At 59.9% G+C, this 17,456-nt stretch carries 15 protein-coding genes; 12 read left to right on the top strand and 3 right to left on the bottom strand.

What is annotated here, in order from left to right; translation table 11 throughout:
* Positions 1-317 precede the first annotated feature (317 nt).
* The 12 genes from V3B25_RS08305 to V3B25_RS08250 all read left to right on the top strand — a co-directional run bounded on the left by V3B25_RS08305 (position 318) and on the right by V3B25_RS08250 (position 13,802).
* Positions 318-1,775: an undecaprenyl-phosphate glucose phosphotransferase gene (locus tag V3B25_RS08305; RefSeq protein ID WP_329810463.1), complete on the top strand. Its 1,458-nt coding sequence runs from the start codon at positions 318-320 to the stop codon at positions 1,773-1,775.
* 153 nt (positions 1,776-1,928) lie between these two features.
* Entirely contained in the window at positions 1,929-2,363 is a 435-nt protein-coding gene (locus tag V3B25_RS08300) for a low molecular weight protein-tyrosine-phosphatase (protein WP_329810462.1), read from the top strand.
* Between the two features lie 58 nt (positions 2,364-2,421).
* Positions 2,422-4,632 (top strand): polysaccharide biosynthesis tyrosine autokinase, encoded by a 2,211-nt coding sequence (locus V3B25_RS08295; protein WP_329810461.1) that lies wholly within the window; start codon positions 2,422-2,424, stop codon positions 4,630-4,632.
* A gap of 106 nt (positions 4,633-4,738) precedes the next feature.
* On the top strand, positions 4,739-5,872 hold the full coding sequence (locus tag V3B25_RS08290) for an NAD-dependent epimerase/dehydratase family protein (RefSeq protein WP_329810460.1): 1,134 nt from the start codon (positions 4,739-4,741) through the stop codon (positions 5,870-5,872).
* 29 nt (positions 5,873-5,901) lie between these two features.
* A complete protein-coding gene (locus tag V3B25_RS08285; protein WP_329810459.1) occupies positions 5,902-6,903 on the top strand; it encodes a hypothetical protein in 1,002 nt (333 codons plus the stop codon).
* A 69-nt stretch (positions 6,904-6,972) separates the two neighbouring features.
* Positions 6,973-8,310 carry a hypothetical protein gene (locus V3B25_RS08280; protein ID WP_329810458.1) on the top strand — a complete coding sequence of 446 codons (1,338 nt, stop codon included), beginning with the start codon at positions 6,973-6,975 and terminating at the stop codon, positions 8,308-8,310.
* On the top strand, positions 8,307-9,716 hold the full coding sequence (locus tag V3B25_RS08275) for an oligosaccharide flippase family protein (RefSeq protein WP_329810457.1): 1,410 nt from the start codon (positions 8,307-8,309) through the stop codon (positions 9,714-9,716). Before V3B25_RS08280 ends, V3B25_RS08275 begins: the two co-directional genes overlap by 4 nt.
* Positions 9,717-9,795: 79 nt before the next feature.
* Positions 9,796-10,716: an EpsG family protein gene (locus V3B25_RS08270; RefSeq protein ID WP_329810456.1), complete on the top strand. Its 921-nt coding sequence runs from the start codon at positions 9,796-9,798 to the stop codon at positions 10,714-10,716.
* 85 nt (positions 10,717-10,801) lie between these two features.
* Entirely contained in the window at positions 10,802-11,386 is a 585-nt protein-coding gene (locus tag V3B25_RS08265; RefSeq protein ID WP_180864587.1) for an acyltransferase, read from the top strand.
* Positions 11,383-12,228 (top strand): 3-deoxy-8-phosphooctulonate synthase, encoded by an 846-nt coding sequence (gene kdsA, locus V3B25_RS08260; protein ID WP_329810455.1) that lies wholly within the window; start codon positions 11,383-11,385, stop codon positions 12,226-12,228. The genes V3B25_RS08265 and kdsA overlap by 4 nt, the downstream gene beginning before the upstream one ends.
* A gap of 1 nt (position 12,229) precedes the next feature.
* The gene (locus V3B25_RS08255) at positions 12,230-12,781 is read left to right on the top strand and encodes an HAD family hydrolase (protein ID WP_329810454.1); all 552 of its coding nucleotides are present in this window, start codon (positions 12,230-12,232) and stop codon (positions 12,779-12,781) included.
* A gap of 73 nt (positions 12,782-12,854) precedes the next feature.
* Entirely contained in the window at positions 12,855-13,802 is a 948-nt protein-coding gene (locus tag V3B25_RS08250; RefSeq protein WP_329810453.1) for a KpsF/GutQ family sugar-phosphate isomerase, read from the top strand.
* A gap of 45 nt (positions 13,803-13,847) precedes the next feature.
* Here V3B25_RS08250 and V3B25_RS08245 read toward each other — a convergent pair whose 3' ends face one another.
* Genes V3B25_RS08245 through V3B25_RS08235 form a run of 3 tightly spaced genes read right to left on the bottom strand, consistent with a single transcriptional unit; the run spans position 13,848 to position 17,448 of the window.
* Entirely contained in the window at positions 13,848-15,944 is a 2,097-nt protein-coding gene (locus V3B25_RS08245; RefSeq protein WP_329810452.1) for a YjbH domain-containing protein, read from the bottom strand.
* Between the two features lie 44 nt (positions 15,945-15,988).
* Entirely contained in the window at positions 15,989-16,762 is a 774-nt protein-coding gene (locus V3B25_RS08240) for a capsule biosynthesis GfcC family protein (protein WP_329810451.1), read from the bottom strand.
* Positions 16,759-17,448, bottom strand: coding sequence for a YjbF family lipoprotein (locus V3B25_RS08235; RefSeq protein ID WP_329810450.1), 690 nt, complete (start codon positions 17,446-17,448; stop codon positions 16,759-16,761). The genes V3B25_RS08240 and V3B25_RS08235 overlap by 4 nt, the downstream gene beginning before the upstream one ends.
* Positions 17,449-17,456 lie beyond the last annotated feature (8 nt).

Raw genomic sequence — 17,456 nt, 5'->3', positions numbered from 1 at the left:
GTGCGGTGCGGGGGGAATGGGACGTCAAAGAACCGACGTTGAGCCCGTTGGGAAGGTTCAGGTTTGACGTGAAATGACCCATTTTGATGCAGATTGACACATTTAAAATTCGTAATAGTTGCAATGACTTACACCTCGAAAAGGTCGTATGGTCAGGTGCCTGCCTTGTCGAAATTCCTATCTTTTGGCCCAGAAATCATCCACAATTCAGACACGCCTGATTGACAAACCTTTGACAATCGCGCGCTGGCTGGGGAGTCCATGCGCGTGAAGACGAACAATTCAGCGTTCGGTCGAGTCGTGAATGGAGAAGTGCTTTGCTACATGGATCAGTAGAAGACCTTCGCGCGGAGCGGGCCCGAACAGGTCGCCGCCGCGTCGAGGCCCGGGCCGCCCTCGAACTGGGGCTGCGTCTGGGCGATCTGCTGCTCTTGCCGGGCATGGCCGTGCTCTCCCACATGCTGCTGAACGGAGCAGGTGCGCCGGATTCCTCCCAGCGCATCGTGTTCGGCGCGGTGATTCTCAGCGCCATCGTCTGCTTCTCTGTAGCGCCGGTGTACCGCAACTGGCGGATCCGGGGTCTTCTGGCGGACCTCTGGCTGTTGCTGCTGGCCTGGTCCGGCACCTTCGCGCTGTTTTCCCTCTATGTCGTCCTGGTTGGCCTTGCTGACGCGGTGCCCTCCGCCTGGCTTGTTGGCTGGTATGTCCTCGGGCTGGGCGCTATGTCGGCCCTGCGCGTGCTGTTGAGGGTGCAGTTGCATCGCCTGCGCTCGCGGGGCATGGATCATGAACGCATCCTGCTGGTCGGGCTGCGGGCACCTGCCTTGAGATTGCATCGTCTGCTGCGTGGGAAACCAGAGCTTGGCAAAGACGTCATCGGATACTTCGCCAGTGCGGGCGATATCGCTACCCGTCGCGGTGGGGATGCGCCGTGCAGGCTGGGGCGACTGGAAGACGTTCCGCAGTACATGGATCAGCACCGCGGAGAATTTGACCAGGTCTGGGTATCGATGCCGATGGGGCACGCGGCCGCGATCAAGGATATGCTCAAGCAGATCGAGCGATTTCCGGTGCCGGTGCGCCTGATTCCGGACACCACGGGGCTGGGTGCGTTGAATCCCGGCGTGCACCAGGTGGGTGACGTGCCGATGATTGGCGTGCGCCAGGGCCTGGTGGATCATCGCTTCCGTCTGTTCAAGCGGGTTGAGGACATCGTTGTGGCAGGCATTGCGGTGATCCTTCTGGCGCCGCTGTTTGCCCTGCTGGCGATTGGCGTGAAGCTGAGTTCGCCGGGCCCTGTGCTGTTCCGCCAGAAGCGCCATGGGCTGGGCGGCAAGGAATTCTGGATGCTGAAGTTCCGTTCCATGCGCGTGCATGCCGAGGGCACCGGGCAGATTACCCAGGCGACGCGTGGTGATCCACGGGTGACCCGGTTCGGCGCCTTCCTGCGTCGCAGCAGCCTGGATGAGTTGCCGCAGTTCTTCAATGTGCTGGGCGGTAACATGTCCGTGGTTGGGCCGCGGCCGCACGCGATCCAGCACAACGACCACTATGAACGGGTAATCGAGCGCTACATGCACCGGCACTACGTCAAGCCTGGCATCACCGGCTGGGCGCAGGTTCATGGGTTGCGTGGCGAGACGCCGGAGCTGCGCTCAATGAAGAAGCGCGTTCAGTACGACATCGACTACATCCGGCGCTGGAGCCCGACGCTGGATGTGCGGATCATCGTGCTGACCGCGCTGAAAGTGCTGGGGCAGAAGTCGGCCTATTAAGGCAGCTTGATCCTGGAACTGCGACGTAATCCCATGAATCTGTTGGCGATTTCATCGCCTGTAATGCGTGTGTAAGGTATGCTGTGCGGCTGCTGCCGTTCCAGGTTGTTTCTGGTTGCGTGCGCCGCAAGGAATGCCACAGGATCCGGATCAGTGTTCAAGAACGTTCTTTTTGTATGTGTGGGCAACATCTGCCGCAGCCCTTCAGCGGAGGTCATGCTGAGAGAGGCTGTCTCTGGCAAGGGCATCCAGGTGTCTTCGGCTGGCCTCGGTGCGCTGGTTGGTCACGGTATTGATGCCACCGCGCAGGAGCTGCTGGTGGAGCAGGGGCTGGATGGCCTGGCCCACCGTGCCCGCCAGATCGATGACGCCATCCTCGGCGCAGCCGATCTGGTGCTGGCCATGGAGCGAAAGCACGTTCGCCGCATTGCCGAGATCGCCCCACAGGCTTCCGGCAAGACCTTCCTGCTGGGCAAGTGGCAGCAGGATCGGGAGATCCCCGATCCCTACCGCCAGCAGCGCCCGGCGTTCGAGCATGTTTACAAGTTAATGGCCGAGGGCGTGGAGAGTTGGGCGCGGCACTTCTAGTGCGAATCGCATCACTCTTTTCCGCTGCTCGTACCCTTGATTCGAAGAGTTCTTATAGATGACCACCGACACCCGTAGTCCAGTACAGGACGATAGCGATGAGATCGACCTGCGGCAGCTGCTTGGAACGCTGATTGACCATAAGTGGTGGATCGCGGGGATCACCGGGGCCTTCCTGGTTGCCGCGGCAGCATATGCGCTGCTGGCAACGCCGGTCTATCGGGCCGATGCGATCGTGCAGGTGGAATCCAAGGTGCCCAGCCTTCCGGGCTTGTCGGATCTCAGCCAATCGCTGGGGATCGGAACAGGGTCGGCTGAGGCGACCACAGAGATCGCGCTGATCACGTCCAGAGCCGTTGTGGGAAGTGCGGTCAACGCGATGAGGCTCGATATCGAGGTTGAGCCAAACCGTTTCCCGGTTCTCGGTGGCTATTTCGCGCGCAAGGCCGAGCGTGCTGCGCCGGATGCGCTGGCGGACGTGCGCTTCGGCATGAGCCGGTTCGGCTGGGGTGGCGAGAAGCTGGATGTGTTCCAGCTGGATGTGCCGCGGAGCCTGATCGCGCAGCCGCTGACCCTGATTGTCGGTGACAACAGCAGTTACGAGCTGTTTGATGAAGACGAGAACCTGCTGGTGAAGGGGAGTGTGGGCAAGGCTGCCTCCGGAAAGGGGGTCACCATGCAGGTCGCCGAGATTCGCGCCCACCCGGGAATGCGCTTCCAGATCGTGCGTCAGCGCCACCTTTCTGTTGTCAACGAACTGCAGAAGAAGGTCTCGGTCAGTGAGTCCGGCAAGGACTCTGGTATCCTGACGCTGGCTTACGAGAACTCGGATCCGGATGTCGCGCAGAATTTTCTGCAGCAGGTCGCCCAAGCCTACGTCCGGCAGAATGTTGAGCGGAACTCTGCCGAAGCCTCTGCCCAGTTGACCTTCGTCAAAGAGCAGCTTCCGAACGTGCGCAATCAGGTCGACGCTGCGCAGAAGGCGCTGAGCGCCTATCAGACCCGTGCCAATTCGGTGGATCTGACCCTGCAGACCAAGGGACTGCTGGACCAGGAAGTTGCGGTTGAAACCAGCATCCAGCAGCTGCGGTTGCAGCAGGCTGAGATGGATCGCAAGTTCACTCGCGATCACCCGGCATATCAGGCGCTGATGCGCCAGATCGGGGATCTTGAGGCGCGCAAGAATGGGTTCCAGGGGCAGGTGAAGCAACTGCCGGAAGCTCAACAGGAACTTCTGCGCCTGAGCCGCGACCTGCAGGTCAGCAACGAGATGTACACCGCAATGCTGAATCAGGCACAGCAGCTGGATGTCGCGCGTGCCGGCACGGTTGGCAATGTGCGGATCGTGGATGCTGCCGAAGTAGATGCGACTAATCCGGTGAAGCCGCGCAAGGGCTTGATCGTGCTGGTGGGCACGTTGCTTGGTGCGTTCCTGTCGATTGGTCTGGTGCTGCTGCGACAGCTGCTGAATCGCGGTGTTGAGGATCCGTCGCAGATCGAAGAAATCGGCCTGCCGGTTTACGCATCGATTCCGGTCAGTCCGGGTCAGCAGTCTGATTCGGTGCGCGGTAAGTTCCGTGCCGACGGCAAACTGCATCTGCTGGCGGTGAAGGATCCGGCAGACCTCGCGATCGAGGCAGTACGCAGCCTGCGGACCAGCCTGCACTTTGCGCGTCTGGAGGCGAAGAACAGTATCGTTCTGATTTCCGGTTCCAGCCCGAACGCGGGCAAGACATTCGTCTCGTCCAATCTGGCAGCTGTGATCGCGCAGGCGGGTCAGCGCGTACTGATCATCGACGCCGACATGCGCAAGGGTACGCTGCACAAGGCCCTGGGCGCGTCCCAGACGCCGGGCCTGTCTGACGTGCTGGTTGGCAAGGCGACGCTGGATGCCGCCATCCGTACCGTACCGGGTCTCGAAAGCCTCAGCTACATCTCGCGTGGTGATGTGCCGCCGAATCCTTCGGAGTTGCTGATGCACCGCAACTTCACCGAGCTGCTGGAAACGGTGGAGAAGCAATTCGATCTCGTCATCATCGATACACCGCCGATCCTGGCGGTTACCGATGCGGCGATCATCGCGCATCACGCCGGCACCTGTCTGTTGGTTGCGCGCTTCGGCCTGAATCAGCCCAAGGAGCTGGCGCTTGCACGTAAACGCTTCGAGCAGAACAACGTCCAGCTGAAGGGTGCGATCTTCAATGCCGTCGAGCGCCGTGCGACCGGCTATTACAGCTACGGCTATTACGAATACAAGTCGACCCGGTGACGGGAAAACGTGGCAGAGCACCATCGGGTGCTTTGCCTGACACGGAAGTCACGGCTGCTGCAGAACGCGGGACCGCGACGCACTTCAAGAAACTGCGGAGATATGCATGAAAGTACTGATTACGGGTGGTGCGGGGTTCATTGGTAGTGCGCTGGCACGCGCGCTGGTCGCTCGTGGCGACCAGGTGACGGTTCTGGACAACCTTTCGCCCCAGATCCATGGTGACAGCCCGGAAGGTTCGGCGCTGCTGGCTTCGCTGCCGCCCGAGGCCGTGGTGGTCAAGGGCGACGTGCGCCTGCGCGAGGATTGGCTGAAAGTGCTTCCCGGCCAGGACGTTGTCGTCCACCTGGCAGCTGAAACGGGAACCGGCCAGTCCATGTACGAAATTGACCGCTATGTTGATGTCAACGTGCGCGGTACTTCGTTGTTCCTCGACCTGATCGGCAACAAGGTGCAGGGCTGCGAGTCGGTCAAGCGGGTCGTTGTCGCGTCTTCGCGCTCGATCTACGGCGAAGGTAAGTACAAGGGTGCCAGCGGCCCGGTCTATCCGGGGCCGCGCGTCGACGCGGACCTGCAGAAGGGCATCTTCGAATGCCGCGATCCGGCGACGGGCGATCTGGTGGAGCCGCTGCCCACCGACGAAGAATCCCGCATTCACCCGAGCTCGATCTATGGCATCACCAAGCAGGTGCAGGAGCAGCTGGTGCTGGTGGGGGCCGCCGCCATTGGCATCCAGGGTATCGCCCTGCGCTATCAGAACGTCTACGGCCCGGGTCAGTCACTGAAGAACCCCTACACCGGCATCCTGTCGATCTTCTCCACCCTGCTGTTGCAGGGCAAGGGCGTCAACATCTTCGAGGATGGCAAGGAGACCCGCGATTTCGTCTTCATTGACGACGTGGTGGCGGCAACTGTTTCGGCCATCGATGCGGATGTCAGTGGCCAGGCCTTCAATGTGGGCACCGGCGAAGCGACCGATGTCATCACCGTCGCAAGCGCATTGAAGGACGCGTATGGCAAGGGTGGCGAGATCAGCATCTCCGGCAACTACCGCATTGGTGACATCCGGCATAACTTCGCCGATCTCAGCCGCGCTGAGGCTGCTCTTGGCTATCGCCCGCGCGTCACCTTTGCCGAAGGCGTGAAGCGCTTTGCCGCCTGGGTACTGACCCAGCAGATTGAAGATTCCGGTTACCAGCGGTCGGTGGATGAGATGCGCGCGAAGGGCCTGCTCAAGTGAAGATTGATGGGCGATCGGACGGGCAGGTTGTGAGCGAATCCCTGAAGGGGAGGCGTGTGCTCTTCATCGCCCCGATGTTCTTCGGCTATGAGAAGCTGATCAAAGGCGAGCTTGAGGAGTTGGGGGCCGTTGTTGATTACTTCAGCGACAGGCCGGGCGCGGATTTCCTGACCAAGGCCCTTATCCGTGTGGACCGCCGCTTTCTCGCAAGAAAGATCGAGCGGTACTACGGCGACATCATCGAGCAGACCCGCGGCCGCGATTATGATCTTGTTCTGATCATCCGCGCAGAGGCCGTGTCCGGCAGCATCCTCGACCGGCTTCGCAGCATCCATTCGCGTGCGAAGTTTGTGTTGTACCTGTGGGATTCGATGCACTACAACCCGAACGCACGCAAGGTGCTGGGCAAGTTCGATGCGGTGCTGTCCTTTGACCGCGCAGATGTCGATGCCAATCCGCAGATGCAGTTCCTGCCGTTGTTCTATGGCAGGGAGTTCGAGCGTGCAGCCAACTGGACCGGTGGCTTCAAGTACGACGCATGCTTCATCGGCACCATCCATACAGACCGTTACAAGGTGCTTGAGCAGATCATCGAACAGCTCGAGAAGGATGGAATGAGGGTGTTCGTCTACTGCTATTACCCGTCCCGCATGCTCTTCAGGTTGCGTTCCCTGTTCGATACGGGCTTCCGCCGGTTCGCCAGGAAGTACATTGATTTCAAGGGTATGCCGCTTCCCGAAGTGGTTGATCGCATCGCCGAGAGCCGTGCTGTGATTGACGTGAACAGGCCCGGTCAGCTGGGCCTGACGATGCGGACGATTGAGGCAATCGGCGCCCAGCGCCTGCTGGTGACGACGAATGAGGATATCGTCAACTACGAGGTCTACTCCCAGAAGGGTATGTATCTGATCGACCGGCGTGAGCCGAAAGTGGCCAGGGAGTTCCTTCAGCACGAAGGCGTCCCCCACGACGAATCGGTTCGCGTCGGACTTTCTGCCAGGAACTGGGTGCTGCGCGTTCTTGGAAACTAACCGGGCCAGGCCAAAGGCCTGTCATGTCGGCCCTTCGTACGTAGGCTTTCCCAATACAAGCTATCGAGCATGAAGTACCTCACCGTCGTCTACTACGATACGTTCGCCCGCTTCTTCTCCGCCATTGAAGATGAAGTCAGATTGCGGGACGGTGAGGCTGAGTTCCTCCACCTTGCGTTGTTTCCAAGCGCCTACCTCTATCTGGCGCTTGAGCGGAAGTCGGTCCGTCTGCTTCCCTGGGAGGCGACAAAAGCCTCGTCGGCAGTCGCTTCGGTCGAAGCCGCCGAACTGGATCGCATCGGTGCGTATCACTCGTACATTCTTTCGGGGGCGGGCAAAGAGGCTGACCTGCGCGTGCGCGAACGCGCGGCGAAGTATGTCAACGCGGTATCGGAGATTCTTCGTGAATTCCGACCGGACCGCGTCATCATGTCAGGTGACACCCGGATTGCCTGCGAGGCGCTATCGTTCTGCCTGGCCCGTGACTGGCCCGATGTTCCGAAGTTCCACTTCGAGCAGGGGCCGGGTGGGACGACGATCCTCGATTCTGCTGGCGTGAACGCGAATTGCTCCTTCAGATATGAAGTCGCCAGTCTCACCGGAGAGGGGTACTCCGCGGAGATCCCGCCGAGGCGCAGGCGCTTCAAGCGAAATCCTGTATTCAGAGGGTGCGACTACCTCTTAAGTGGGATACTGAAAGCAGTCTCTCGTCTTCCTGCCGAGTGGGAGACCTTGCCAATGCCACGGTGCCCAGAGCAAAGATATGCTGCTTGTATGGAGGAGAAGCATGTTGGCGGAACTGCCGAAGGTCCCAGTGTATTGGTGGCGCTGCAGGTTCCCGACGATGCCAACAACATCCATCACAATCCGCTGGAGCTGGGTGACGCGCAATTCGTCGAAATGGTGATACTAGCCGTTAGGCAACTTGGCGGACGGGTTGTCGTCAGAGAGCATCCTTTGTATCGACGCAAGTACAGTGCCTCACTGTATGAGCTGATCTCGACCACGTCTGATGTTGTACTTTCAGGCGGGGAGCTGAAAGATGACCTCGCTTTGGCAGCCGTAGTGATTACAGTCAATTCGACCACCGGGTTTGATGCGTACATGGCCGGCGTCCCTTCGATCTTGTTGGGGCGTGCTTTCTACGATCACCTTCCGGGAATAGTCCGGGTGCAGACTGCTTCAGATCTCGAAGGGGCGATCAGGTCCATTCAGAAGAGGGATGCGGTCGATATGTTCTTTGGTTGCGAACCCGCAAGAATTGTTGCAGAGATGAGGGAACGCTTCTTAATTGATGGGCATTTGCTTGATGCCGAGCTCGTTGCTCCTTCGAGCATTGCGAGCATCATTCATGGTGGCAGCCGCACCCTTGATCGTCCACGTGGCGACAGGCCGGTGATCAAATGACGGCGAAGGGTATCTATTGGGGGGTCGCCTCGAATCTTCTGGGTAACGCGCTGATGCTCGGCGCGACACTTTGGTTAACTCGCCTCATCAGTCCTGCGGAGTTCGGCGAGTTTCGTGTCGGCGCGAATTTCTCGACATTGGTTGTGCCGTTCCTTGCGTTGGGCGGTGAGCGTTTAATCAGTCGTCTGATTCAGAAGGGCGACAATGTGGGTGTTGCTCGGGCCATTCGCATGGTAATGACGATCGCGCTGACGGGTAGTGCTGTTCTGCTTCTGAGCTACCCATTGCTTTCCAGACATGCTTTCGCGGGTGCCGTAGGATTTCCGGTCTTTGCTCTAGGTGTGCTGCTTGTTCCGCTGACCATCTGTTACAACTTGGCGAACACAATATGGCGGCATGTAGGTTCGGCTTCACGGGCGCAAATTCATCTTAATTTCTACCAGCGTCTGCTTCGCGCACCGTTGCTAATTGCTTTCGCATGGTTGCATCCGACAGCTGTCTCTGCGTCTGCCGCGATGTTCATCGCGCAGGGGGGCTCGACATTTCAGCTCTGGAGATATATCCGTGAGGCACTGAGAACCGAAGGAGCTCTCGGGAATTCGATTGTCCGAAGCAGATCATTTATTGGTGATATGTTAGTAATCGGCTTGCCGATAGCGCTACTTGCTGCAGTCGACAGGTTGGATGTACTGATCGTCAATGCCGTGATGGGAGTCGAGACTGCGGGCGAGTACGACCTGATCTATATGCTCGCATTGACTGCGATGTTTCCGGCAATGGCGATGTCCAAGACGTCCGAGCCGCTGTTGCTTTCGTTGCGCGACGATCCTGGCCGGCAACGGCGTGTCCGCTCGCTGCAGATCAGGACTTTGCTGTTGTCCTGCACTGCGCTGGTTGGAATTGCGGTGATCTCCCCGTTCATTCCAATGGTGCTTGGCGTGGCAGGTTCCGACTTCCCTTCCGCGGTTCTGGTTCTATCCGCAGGATTGGCCTTGTCCAGTGTGTGTGGGCCGGTTCTTGAATACATGCAGATCAACGGGCGGGCCAATGTTACGTTGCTGCTCGCCATGACCTTGATGGGATTCTTCATCTGGATGAAGTGGTTGGCAGCAAGCGCGGACAGCCTGGTGCTATTCGCATTTCTCGGCGGGCTGTTTTATCTCGTGCTACGTCTCGTTCTGGCGGCCTATGTCTTCTTCGTGGATCGCGTTCTGCTCACCAACCCGTATGCGCTTGCGATTGCGGTGCTCTTCTATGGGCTTCTGGCGACCTGGATCTTGAGTGGTGAGCACATGCACAAGGTGGCAATGTTAAAGCTCTCGTTGCGTGATATCGCGGCTGAGAGGGCGAGTTATTGCATAGATCCTGCTGATCGAAATAACCGAATTTTCTATTCTTCAGTTTAACTATTCTGGTGTCGGAGGTCCGGGAGTGCGATTCTCTTCTGGCATTGTTGAGGGTTCCAGTATTGGAAAGATTGGCGGTATGCGCCTCTTTCTGAGGGCCTGCTTGTTCTTGTTGTTGGTCGGCCTGTATGTGTTCAAGTATGATGGAAACGATTATTCCATGTATGAGAACTACTACAATTCGGGAATCAGCTTTGAGGTTGGTTACGAAATTATTGCTACTCTGGTGAAGGCCGGAGGGTATGATTTCAAGTATTTCTATGGCATATATAGTGCCCTCAATCTGTTCTTGTTCTGCATGCTATGTCGTTGGCGGACGGAGAGAATGCTTCTCGCGCTTATTCCGTTGATGCTCTTCCCAGGGCTTCCATTGAATACTGTCAGGCAGTTCACCGCAGGTCTGATCTGTGCGCTGGCATACGATAGGTTCTATCCTCAGCAGAACAGGAAATTTGCTCTTCTTGTGCTGTTGGCTAGCCAATTTCATATATCCGCAGTGCTGTTCCTAATTCCTCTCGCGTGGAAGAGGGTTGGTGTATTTGTCGCGATTTCGGTCGTCGCAGTCGTGGCACTTGCGTACTTCAGTACCTATACCAGCTACCTCGTGAGCAAGGTGATTTATTACACCGGGGGCGCAGCTCAGTCGGCATGGTATGAGCAAGGAGCCGGAAAGTCGCTTGCATTCGTCCTGTTTGGCTTGTTGTTGCTGGGGGGGGGGGTCCTATGGCGAGTCGGTGACTACAGGAAGTATATGCCAGTCCTTCTCTTGACAGCTCTTGCTATGTTTGCCTCAGCATACATGAGTATCTTTATGCGATTCATGTACCTCTTTTTGCCGGCGATATCGGTGTGGATGTACAGCTGCTCAAGGAGGACTAAGTTGTCGGTCTTCCTTCCTCTTTTTATTGTGGGTGTAGTTAATATTTATCTGGTTGTCGCGGTTTGGGGTGATGGATCGTATCAGCACAGGAATCATCTTCTGGAATATCTGCTTATGTAGCAGGGATGGCTATCGGGTTCTGCGGAGATTTTATGTGTGGGCTGGACTCCCTGTCGTCATCTGTTTGCGGCTTTGAGGGAAGATTATGCATCAGTTGTACAAGCTTGCATGGATATTAAGGGCTATTGCGTACAAATTGATATTCGGAAGCTTTGGTGTAATTAGCTACATCGGTCGGCCATTGTTCTTGATGGGCGCCCGTCGCATCCATGTTGGTAGGCGGGTGCGAATTTTTCCTGGGCTGCGCGCTGAATGTCATGGCGATGGTAGTGTCGTTATTGAGGATAATGTAGCAATTGGCCAAGGATTTCATGTGACTGCAATGGGGAGAATTAGTATTGGGTCGGGTAGTCTGATAACCGGGTACGTTTCCGTTACTGACATCGAGCATGAGTATTCTGCTGTGGATGTTCCAGTTCTTCAGCAGGGCGTGACTTGGAAGGAGACCCGCATCGGCAAGAACTGCTTTCTTGGAATGGGCGCAAGAATCCAAGCGGGAACTATCCTTGGTGATGGCTGTGTCGTAGGTGCTAACGCGGTTGTAAGGGGAGAATTTCCCCCGTACTCAGTCATTGTTGGGGCGCCTGGTCGCGCAGTGAAGCGATATTCCCCTGAAGACGGTACTTGGCAGCGGCTTGTTTCAAATCATTCAAACGAGATCAATTCATGAACGTTTCCATCAATGACGCTGTTGCCGTCGGCAACGACCTCCCCTTCGTCCTGTTCGGCGGCCTGAACGTCCTTGAGGATCTCGATTCCACGCTATTTGCGGCGGAGAAGTACGTCGAGGTCACCGGCAAGCTCGGTATTCCCTACGTCTTCAAGGCTTCGTTCGACAAGGCCAATCGCTCGTCGATCAAGTCCTTCCGTGGCGTTGGCCTGGAAGAAGGTATTCGCATCTTCCAGGAAGTGAAGCACCGCTTCGGCGTGCCGGTGATTACCGATGTCCATGAAGTGGAGCAGGCGGCTCCCGTGGCCGAAGTAGTCGACATACTGCAGATTCCTGCGTTCCTGGCGCGCCAGACCGATCTGGTCACTGCCATTGCGCGTACTGGCCGGGCGATCAACATCAAGAAGCCGCAGTTCCTCAGCCCGTCGCAGATGAAGAACATCGCCAGCAAGATCCGTGAGGCCGGCAATGAGCGGATCATCCTGTGCGAGCGTGGCGCGCAGTTCGGCTACGACAACCTGGTCGTGGACATGCTGGGCTTCCGCGAGATGATCGAGGCCACCGGCGGCCTGCCGGCCATCTTCGATGTGACCCACAGTCTGCAGCGCCGCGACTCGGGCAGTGAGGCCTCCGGTGGCCGCCGCCGCCAGGTAGTGGAACTTGCGCGCGCAGGTATGGCGGTTGGCCTGGCAGGGCTGTTCCTGGAGGCGCATCCGGATCCGGACAACGCGCGTTGCGATGGCCCGAGCGCATTGCCGCTGAGCGCCCTCGAGCCGTTCCTGGCACAGATCAAGGCGGTCGATGATCTGGTCAAGTCGTTCCCGAAGCTCGACATCGCCTGACATGGAATCGGCGAAGTACCAGGGGCCGATCAAGCTGGTCCTGTTCGACGTGGACGGCGTACTGACTGATGGTGGCCTACACATCGATGGCAAGGGCGAGCAGTTCAAGACGTTCAACGTCCGCGATGGCCTGGCCGTCGCTTTGCTGCGTGTGCATGGCATCCGGTGTGGCGTGCTGTCGGGCAAGGCGAGCCCATCCCTGGACTTCCGGATCCAACAACTGGGCATGGATGTGGCGGTGACCGGTCGCCTCGAAAAGCTCGATGCGTTGGCCGCCATCTGCAGGGATCTTGGAATCAATGAGGCCGAGATCGCCTATGTGGGGGACGACGTCGTGGACCTGCCATTGGCGGGACGGGTAGGGCGCTTTTATGCGCCTTCCGACGCGCATCCGCTGGTGTTGGCAGCCGCTGACGTGGTTGCAGACGCACAGGGCGGACGTGGCGTCGGACGCGAGGTGGCCGAGCGTGTTCTTGCCGACGGCGGGGTGGACCTGCCGGGAGCATACGCGCCCCTCATTGCAGGATGGAGCGCCGCTGGAGCGGTGCAGTAGCCGGCGCAGGGTTGCGCGGGTAAGCGCAGCGCACGCAGGTGCGCTGCGAATTATCATCAGAAGGAAACAAGGTATGTCCTCCGTCGTATCAGTCGCCGATCACATTGCATCGGCCAAGCGCGTCCTGCAGATCGAGGCATCGGCTGTCGCTGCGCTCGCCGGCAGGCTCGATGGGCAGTTCACCCAGGCCGTGGAACAGGTGCTGGGTTCGCAGGGCCGGGTCATCATCTGCGGCATGGGCAAGTCGGGAATCATCGGGCGCAAGATCGCTGCGACGTTGGCCAGCACGGGTACTCCCAGCTTTTTCATGCACCCGGGTGAAGCGTTCCATGGTGATCTGGGCATGGTCACCGCCACCGATGTATTCGTGGCGATCTCCTACTCCGGCGAAACCGAAGAGGTGGTGAAGCTGCTGCCCTTCCTGAAGGACAACGGCAATTTCCTCGTGGCGATCACCGGTCGTGCGACGTCCACGTTGGCCCATGCCGCGGATTGCCACTTGGATGCGGGTGTTTCGCAGGAAGCCTGCCCGCTTGCATTGGCACCCACTGCATCGACCACGGCAACGCTGGCGATGGGCGATGCGCTTGCCGTTGCACTGATGGAGGCTCGAGGCTTCCAGCCGGAAAATTTCGCGCGCTTCCACCCGGGTGGCTCGCTGGGCCGGCGTCTGCTGTCGCGCGTGGAGCACGAGATGGTTGCTGGCGATCTGCCGGTGGTGGACGCAGCCGCAACGATGATGGACGTATTGCAGGCCATTACCCGCTCCAGCCTCGGCCTGGCGATCGTACGGGCCGGCACCAGCTACGCGATCATCACCGATGGCGACGTTCGCCGCGCGCTCGAGCGTCATGGCCGCGAGGTGTTTGATAAGTCCGCGGCCGAGCTGATGACCGCCTCGCCTGCCCAGGTGAGCGTAGGGACGCGGGTTGAGGATGCGCTGGTGCTGATGGAGCGGCGGCGGATCTCGTCGTTGCTGGTGTTCGACGGCGACGTGCTGGCCGGTGTGTTCAAGAAGTAGAAAGAGGAAGGCGCCCTTGCAGGGCGCCTTCGTTCTGTGCCGGTATCACTTCGCAATGGCGTCGAAGTTTCGGTAGAAAAACTCCGAGTCGCGCTCGGATGTCAGCTGGTAAAGGCTGTGGGAGTGCGAGAGGCGCGCGCCACCGTCCCGGTACAACGGGTTCCACATGAAATCGGCGCGGGCACGGGTCGAGCGCGGCAGCATGAAGTCGAAAGGCACCGAGAAGTAGATGCCCTTGTCGAAGCTGCCTTCGCCGAAGTCCTTGGATGAAACGTCGGTCTTGGTGGCGTAGGCGCCCATGGTCACGCCATTGTCGAACATGCGTGCAACCGACACGGTCGCACCCCAGTCCTTGGCCAGGTATCGGCCCGCGCTGACCGCGCTGATCAGGCGCCGCTGGTCACCCCACAGGTAATAGAGCGTGGCATGGCCCGTGGTCACGCTGTAGTCGCGGAAGCTGAAGCGCTGGTCGAAATCGCGCTGCTTGACCCAGTTCAGCTCAGCGCCCAGCGCCCAGCGTTCGTCCATCGGGCGATAGAGGACTTCGCCGCCGACGCCGCCATACATGTACTCCAGCATGCCGGCATAGGCCATGCCGTACAGGTCACGGCCAAGCTGCTTCGTGCCGGTCAGCTGCAGGTTGGGCAGGGTGAAGTCGGAGGTGGTGAGATACTGGCGCACATAGGTACGCACGCGCGGAAGCCGGCTGGGGGCGTCGTACTTGAATTTGTCGTAGTTGTTATAGGCGTTGTAGCTGGCCGTGCCGCTCAGCCAGAGGTTTTCGTTGAAGCGGAAGGTCGCGCCGTACATCCCAGCTACCTGGAACAGGATGAATCCGTCGGGGCCGCCCACACTCTGCCGGTAGCCGACGTTGAACGCACCGTCGAAGCGCTTCAGCGGGGCTTCGTACAGCGTTTCCGAGCGCCTTGCATACGGGGCGTTCATTTCGACATGGCGGCTCACGGTCGCCAGGTCCGTGCGGTCGTCCAGGTACTGGTTGAACGTCTTGCGTTCGAGGCTGGTCTCGACAACCGGGAGGCCTAGGCGAACGTTGCGCAATGTCCACCAGCTGACATCAGGAGGCGTCTGCGGGTCAAGAATGCGCGCCGCACGACCAATGCCCTGTGCCGGGTAGATGAAGCGACGCTGCTCGGCACTGACGATCAGCTCCTGGCCGCTTCGATCAATGCGCTTCACCCGCAGGCCGGCGTTCTCCTCCAGCTCCCGGGCAATGGATGACCAGTCGGTGGCTGCTGTCGCCGAGATTGTAGCGACCGCCTGAGGCTCGCCCTGCGCTGCAGGGTTGCGGGCAATCGGGGGAGGGTCCATGAGCTTGGTCATGGGCTTGGCCTGGGCAAGGTTGGATCGCAGCGTGATGCCGACCATGGCGGTGTTCCCGCGCTCCCAGCCCAGGTGCAGCAACACGTTGTCGTTCACCGCAAAAACGGCACCCAGATTGATGGGCGAGGACTGCTTCTGGTTATTGCGCTGCGGCTCGTTGCGATAGTCGTTGCCGTCGTACTCAAGCTTCAGTTGCAGGCGGTCCCAGGGGGTCTGGTAGCTGACGCCGCCAAATACGCCCAGCCGGCCGCGGAACATCGCGCTGGTATTGAAGTCGCCAGGCGTGTTGACGCCGGGGCGCTCCTTGAAGCGGTCGTCGATCGCGCCCAGCGGATTGTCCAGGTCGCCACGGTTGCCGATATAGCCGGTGGCCAGGCCAAGGCTCGCGTCGAACGCGCCGAAGCGCTTGCTGGCAACGACGTACTCGCTTGAGAACAGGCCGGTACCGCCAAGATCGCGCGCGCCGACCGACACTTCCGGAAGCCAGCGACCTTCCTGCCACAGGCGCAGCTTGAGGTCGATCGACTTGTCCTTGTAGTTCTGGTCGCCGCTGAGCCACTGCGAGCCATAACGGCGATTGGCAACCGAAATGTAACGGAAGGAGCCTTCCACCCACGGCAGGGGCTGCATCACCACCGTGTATCGGCTGTACGGCGAGGTGTGGCTTGCGGTAAGGCTGAGCTCGCCTTCTTCGCTCATGCGCGCGGAGGGGGTCTGCAGCAGGCCGATGCCGCCCCAGTCGCTGGCGGTGGGGGCGGGAGCATCCTGGGCATACAGGGCTGCGCTGATGCTGAGGCTCAACAGGGCGGCGCCAGCGCGAGCCAGCGGCAATCGATTACGGCACATCAATCTGGAACTCCCGGCGCGTCCAGCACCTGGGTGGCGAGGAAGCGCGCGGCTTCATCGTTGATATCGGGGGTGAAGGACCGGACGGCAGATCCCGCGATGGGAACGTAGATCACCGCTCCGGGCGCCAGCGTTGTCCGTGCGCTACGGTTCCACAGCGCAATGCCGATCTTCGTGACCCGGCCATCGGGCTGGATCACATACAGGTCGTCCGGACTGGCTGCGGGCAGCAGCTCGCATTGGTTGCGGTAGCTGCGCGCATCCTGCATTGCAGCGTGCGGCAACGAGCACGAATGGTGGACGGTGCCCACGATGGTCACTGTCTCTGGCCGCGACGGGTAGATCAGTCGATCGCCTGCGCGGGCTGGCCGATCCTGCGGGCGATCGGCTTCCAGGGACCGCGGCTCGAGCAGTTGCGGTTCGCGCCCGGTAATGGGAAGTGCGCCGAACTCGCGGGCCATCCGGGACGCTGCGTCGGCGATCTCTGGCGCGTCCTCAAGAGCTGCCAGTATTTCCAGGTCGAACAGCAGCCCCGCTTTCAGGCGTGCCTGCGCTTCGACGCTGTTCGTGCGAAGCAGCGCGGCGCCCGCCATGTAGGCATGCTCGTCTGGTGCGGCGGCGAGGGCGGCAGCGCTGAGCCGGGCATCGCTTGCCAGGATATGCGGGCCCGGCGAGCGAACGTTTCCAAAGGCCTCTACCTGGATGGGAGAGGCCGCTTGGCCCGTACTGGCGAATACAACGCCAAGGGCCATAACGATCAGCTGCGGCTTCATCGGGGTTGCAGGTCCGGCGAATAGGGTTTGAGCTGGATGATTTCCAGATGGGTATCCGGCGCGATGGCCTGGCGGCTTTTCCAGATGAAGGCGTTGGACGGGTCCACCCAGTAGTGGTTGTCCTGCTTCCAGCCGTCACCCCGCAGCTCCTCGCGTACGTGCAGCAGTTCGCGCGTGCGGCCCAGGATCTCGACGCTCTCCGTGCCCAGCCGGTGCAGGGTGCCGGTCGCCTTCATGTCGAAGCGATAGTCCGGCATGAGGTCGTAACGTCGTTGCACGACGTCGCCATCCTTCACCTGGCGCAGGTCGAGCAGCGGGTTCGGCCCGATGATCCGCATCTGTTGCAGCTCGGGAGTGCCGCCGTGGGTCGCTTCGATCAGGCCGTTGCGCAGGAACACGATGCTGCGTTCGCTGCTGTACCAGGCCTGGCGGCCACCATCCACTGCGCCAAGCACCAGCACTGCGCCGCCAGCAGGTCCGTTGACCTTGATCTGGGGATAGCGGTTGCGTGCAACGTCCTCGGCGCTGGGCTGCACATCCGGCTTACCCTGCACGGCCAGTTGCACTGCCTTGACGCTGCTGCGACCGACAACACCGCAGCCGGCTGCAGAGACCGCGATGACGGTACCCAGCAGGCCCAGGCGGAAACTCCGGAGCACGAGGCGGGAGAGAGCGTTCCTGCTCATCTGAAGCC

This window comes from Stenotrophomonas sp. SMYL8 (genome assembly GCF_036320065.1).
Lineage (GTDB): Bacteria > Pseudomonadota > Gammaproteobacteria > Xanthomonadales > Xanthomonadaceae > Stenotrophomonas > Stenotrophomonas maltophilia_A.
The sequence above is the reverse complement of the archived record's forward strand: the minus strand, read 5'-3'. Positions and strand labels throughout refer to the sequence as shown.

Coding starts and splice junctions, on each gene's coding strand:
- V3B25_RS08280 (WP_329810458.1), top strand. CDS start 6,973: ATGAAGTACCTCACCGTCGTCTACTACGATACGTTCGCCCGCTTCTTC.
- V3B25_RS08290 (WP_329810460.1), top strand. CDS start 4,739: ATGAAAGTACTGATTACGGGTGGTGCGGGGTTCATTGGTAGTGCGCTG.
- V3B25_RS08250 (WP_329810453.1), top strand. CDS start 12,855: ATGTCCTCCGTCGTATCAGTCGCCGATCACATTGCATCGGCCAAGCGC.
- V3B25_RS08295 (WP_329810461.1), top strand. CDS start 2,422: ATGACCACCGACACCCGTAGTCCAGTACAGGACGATAGCGATGAGATC.
- V3B25_RS08275 (WP_329810457.1), top strand. CDS start 8,307: ATGACGGCGAAGGGTATCTATTGGGGGGTCGCCTCGAATCTTCTGGGT.
- V3B25_RS08270 (WP_329810456.1), top strand. CDS start 9,796: ATGCGCCTCTTTCTGAGGGCCTGCTTGTTCTTGTTGTTGGTCGGCCTG.
- V3B25_RS08235 (WP_329810450.1), bottom strand. CDS start 17,448: ATGAGCAGGAACGCTCTCTCCCGCCTCGTGCTCCGGAGTTTCCGCCTG.
- V3B25_RS08240 (WP_329810451.1), bottom strand. CDS start 16,762: ATGAAGCCGCAGCTGATCGTTATGGCCCTTGGCGTTGTATTCGCCAGT.
- V3B25_RS08265 (WP_180864587.1), top strand. CDS start 10,802: ATGCATCAGTTGTACAAGCTTGCATGGATATTAAGGGCTATTGCGTAC.
- kdsA (WP_329810455.1), top strand. CDS start 11,383: ATGAACGTTTCCATCAATGACGCTGTTGCCGTCGGCAACGACCTCCCC.
- V3B25_RS08255 (WP_329810454.1), top strand. CDS start 12,230: ATGGAATCGGCGAAGTACCAGGGGCCGATCAAGCTGGTCCTGTTCGAC.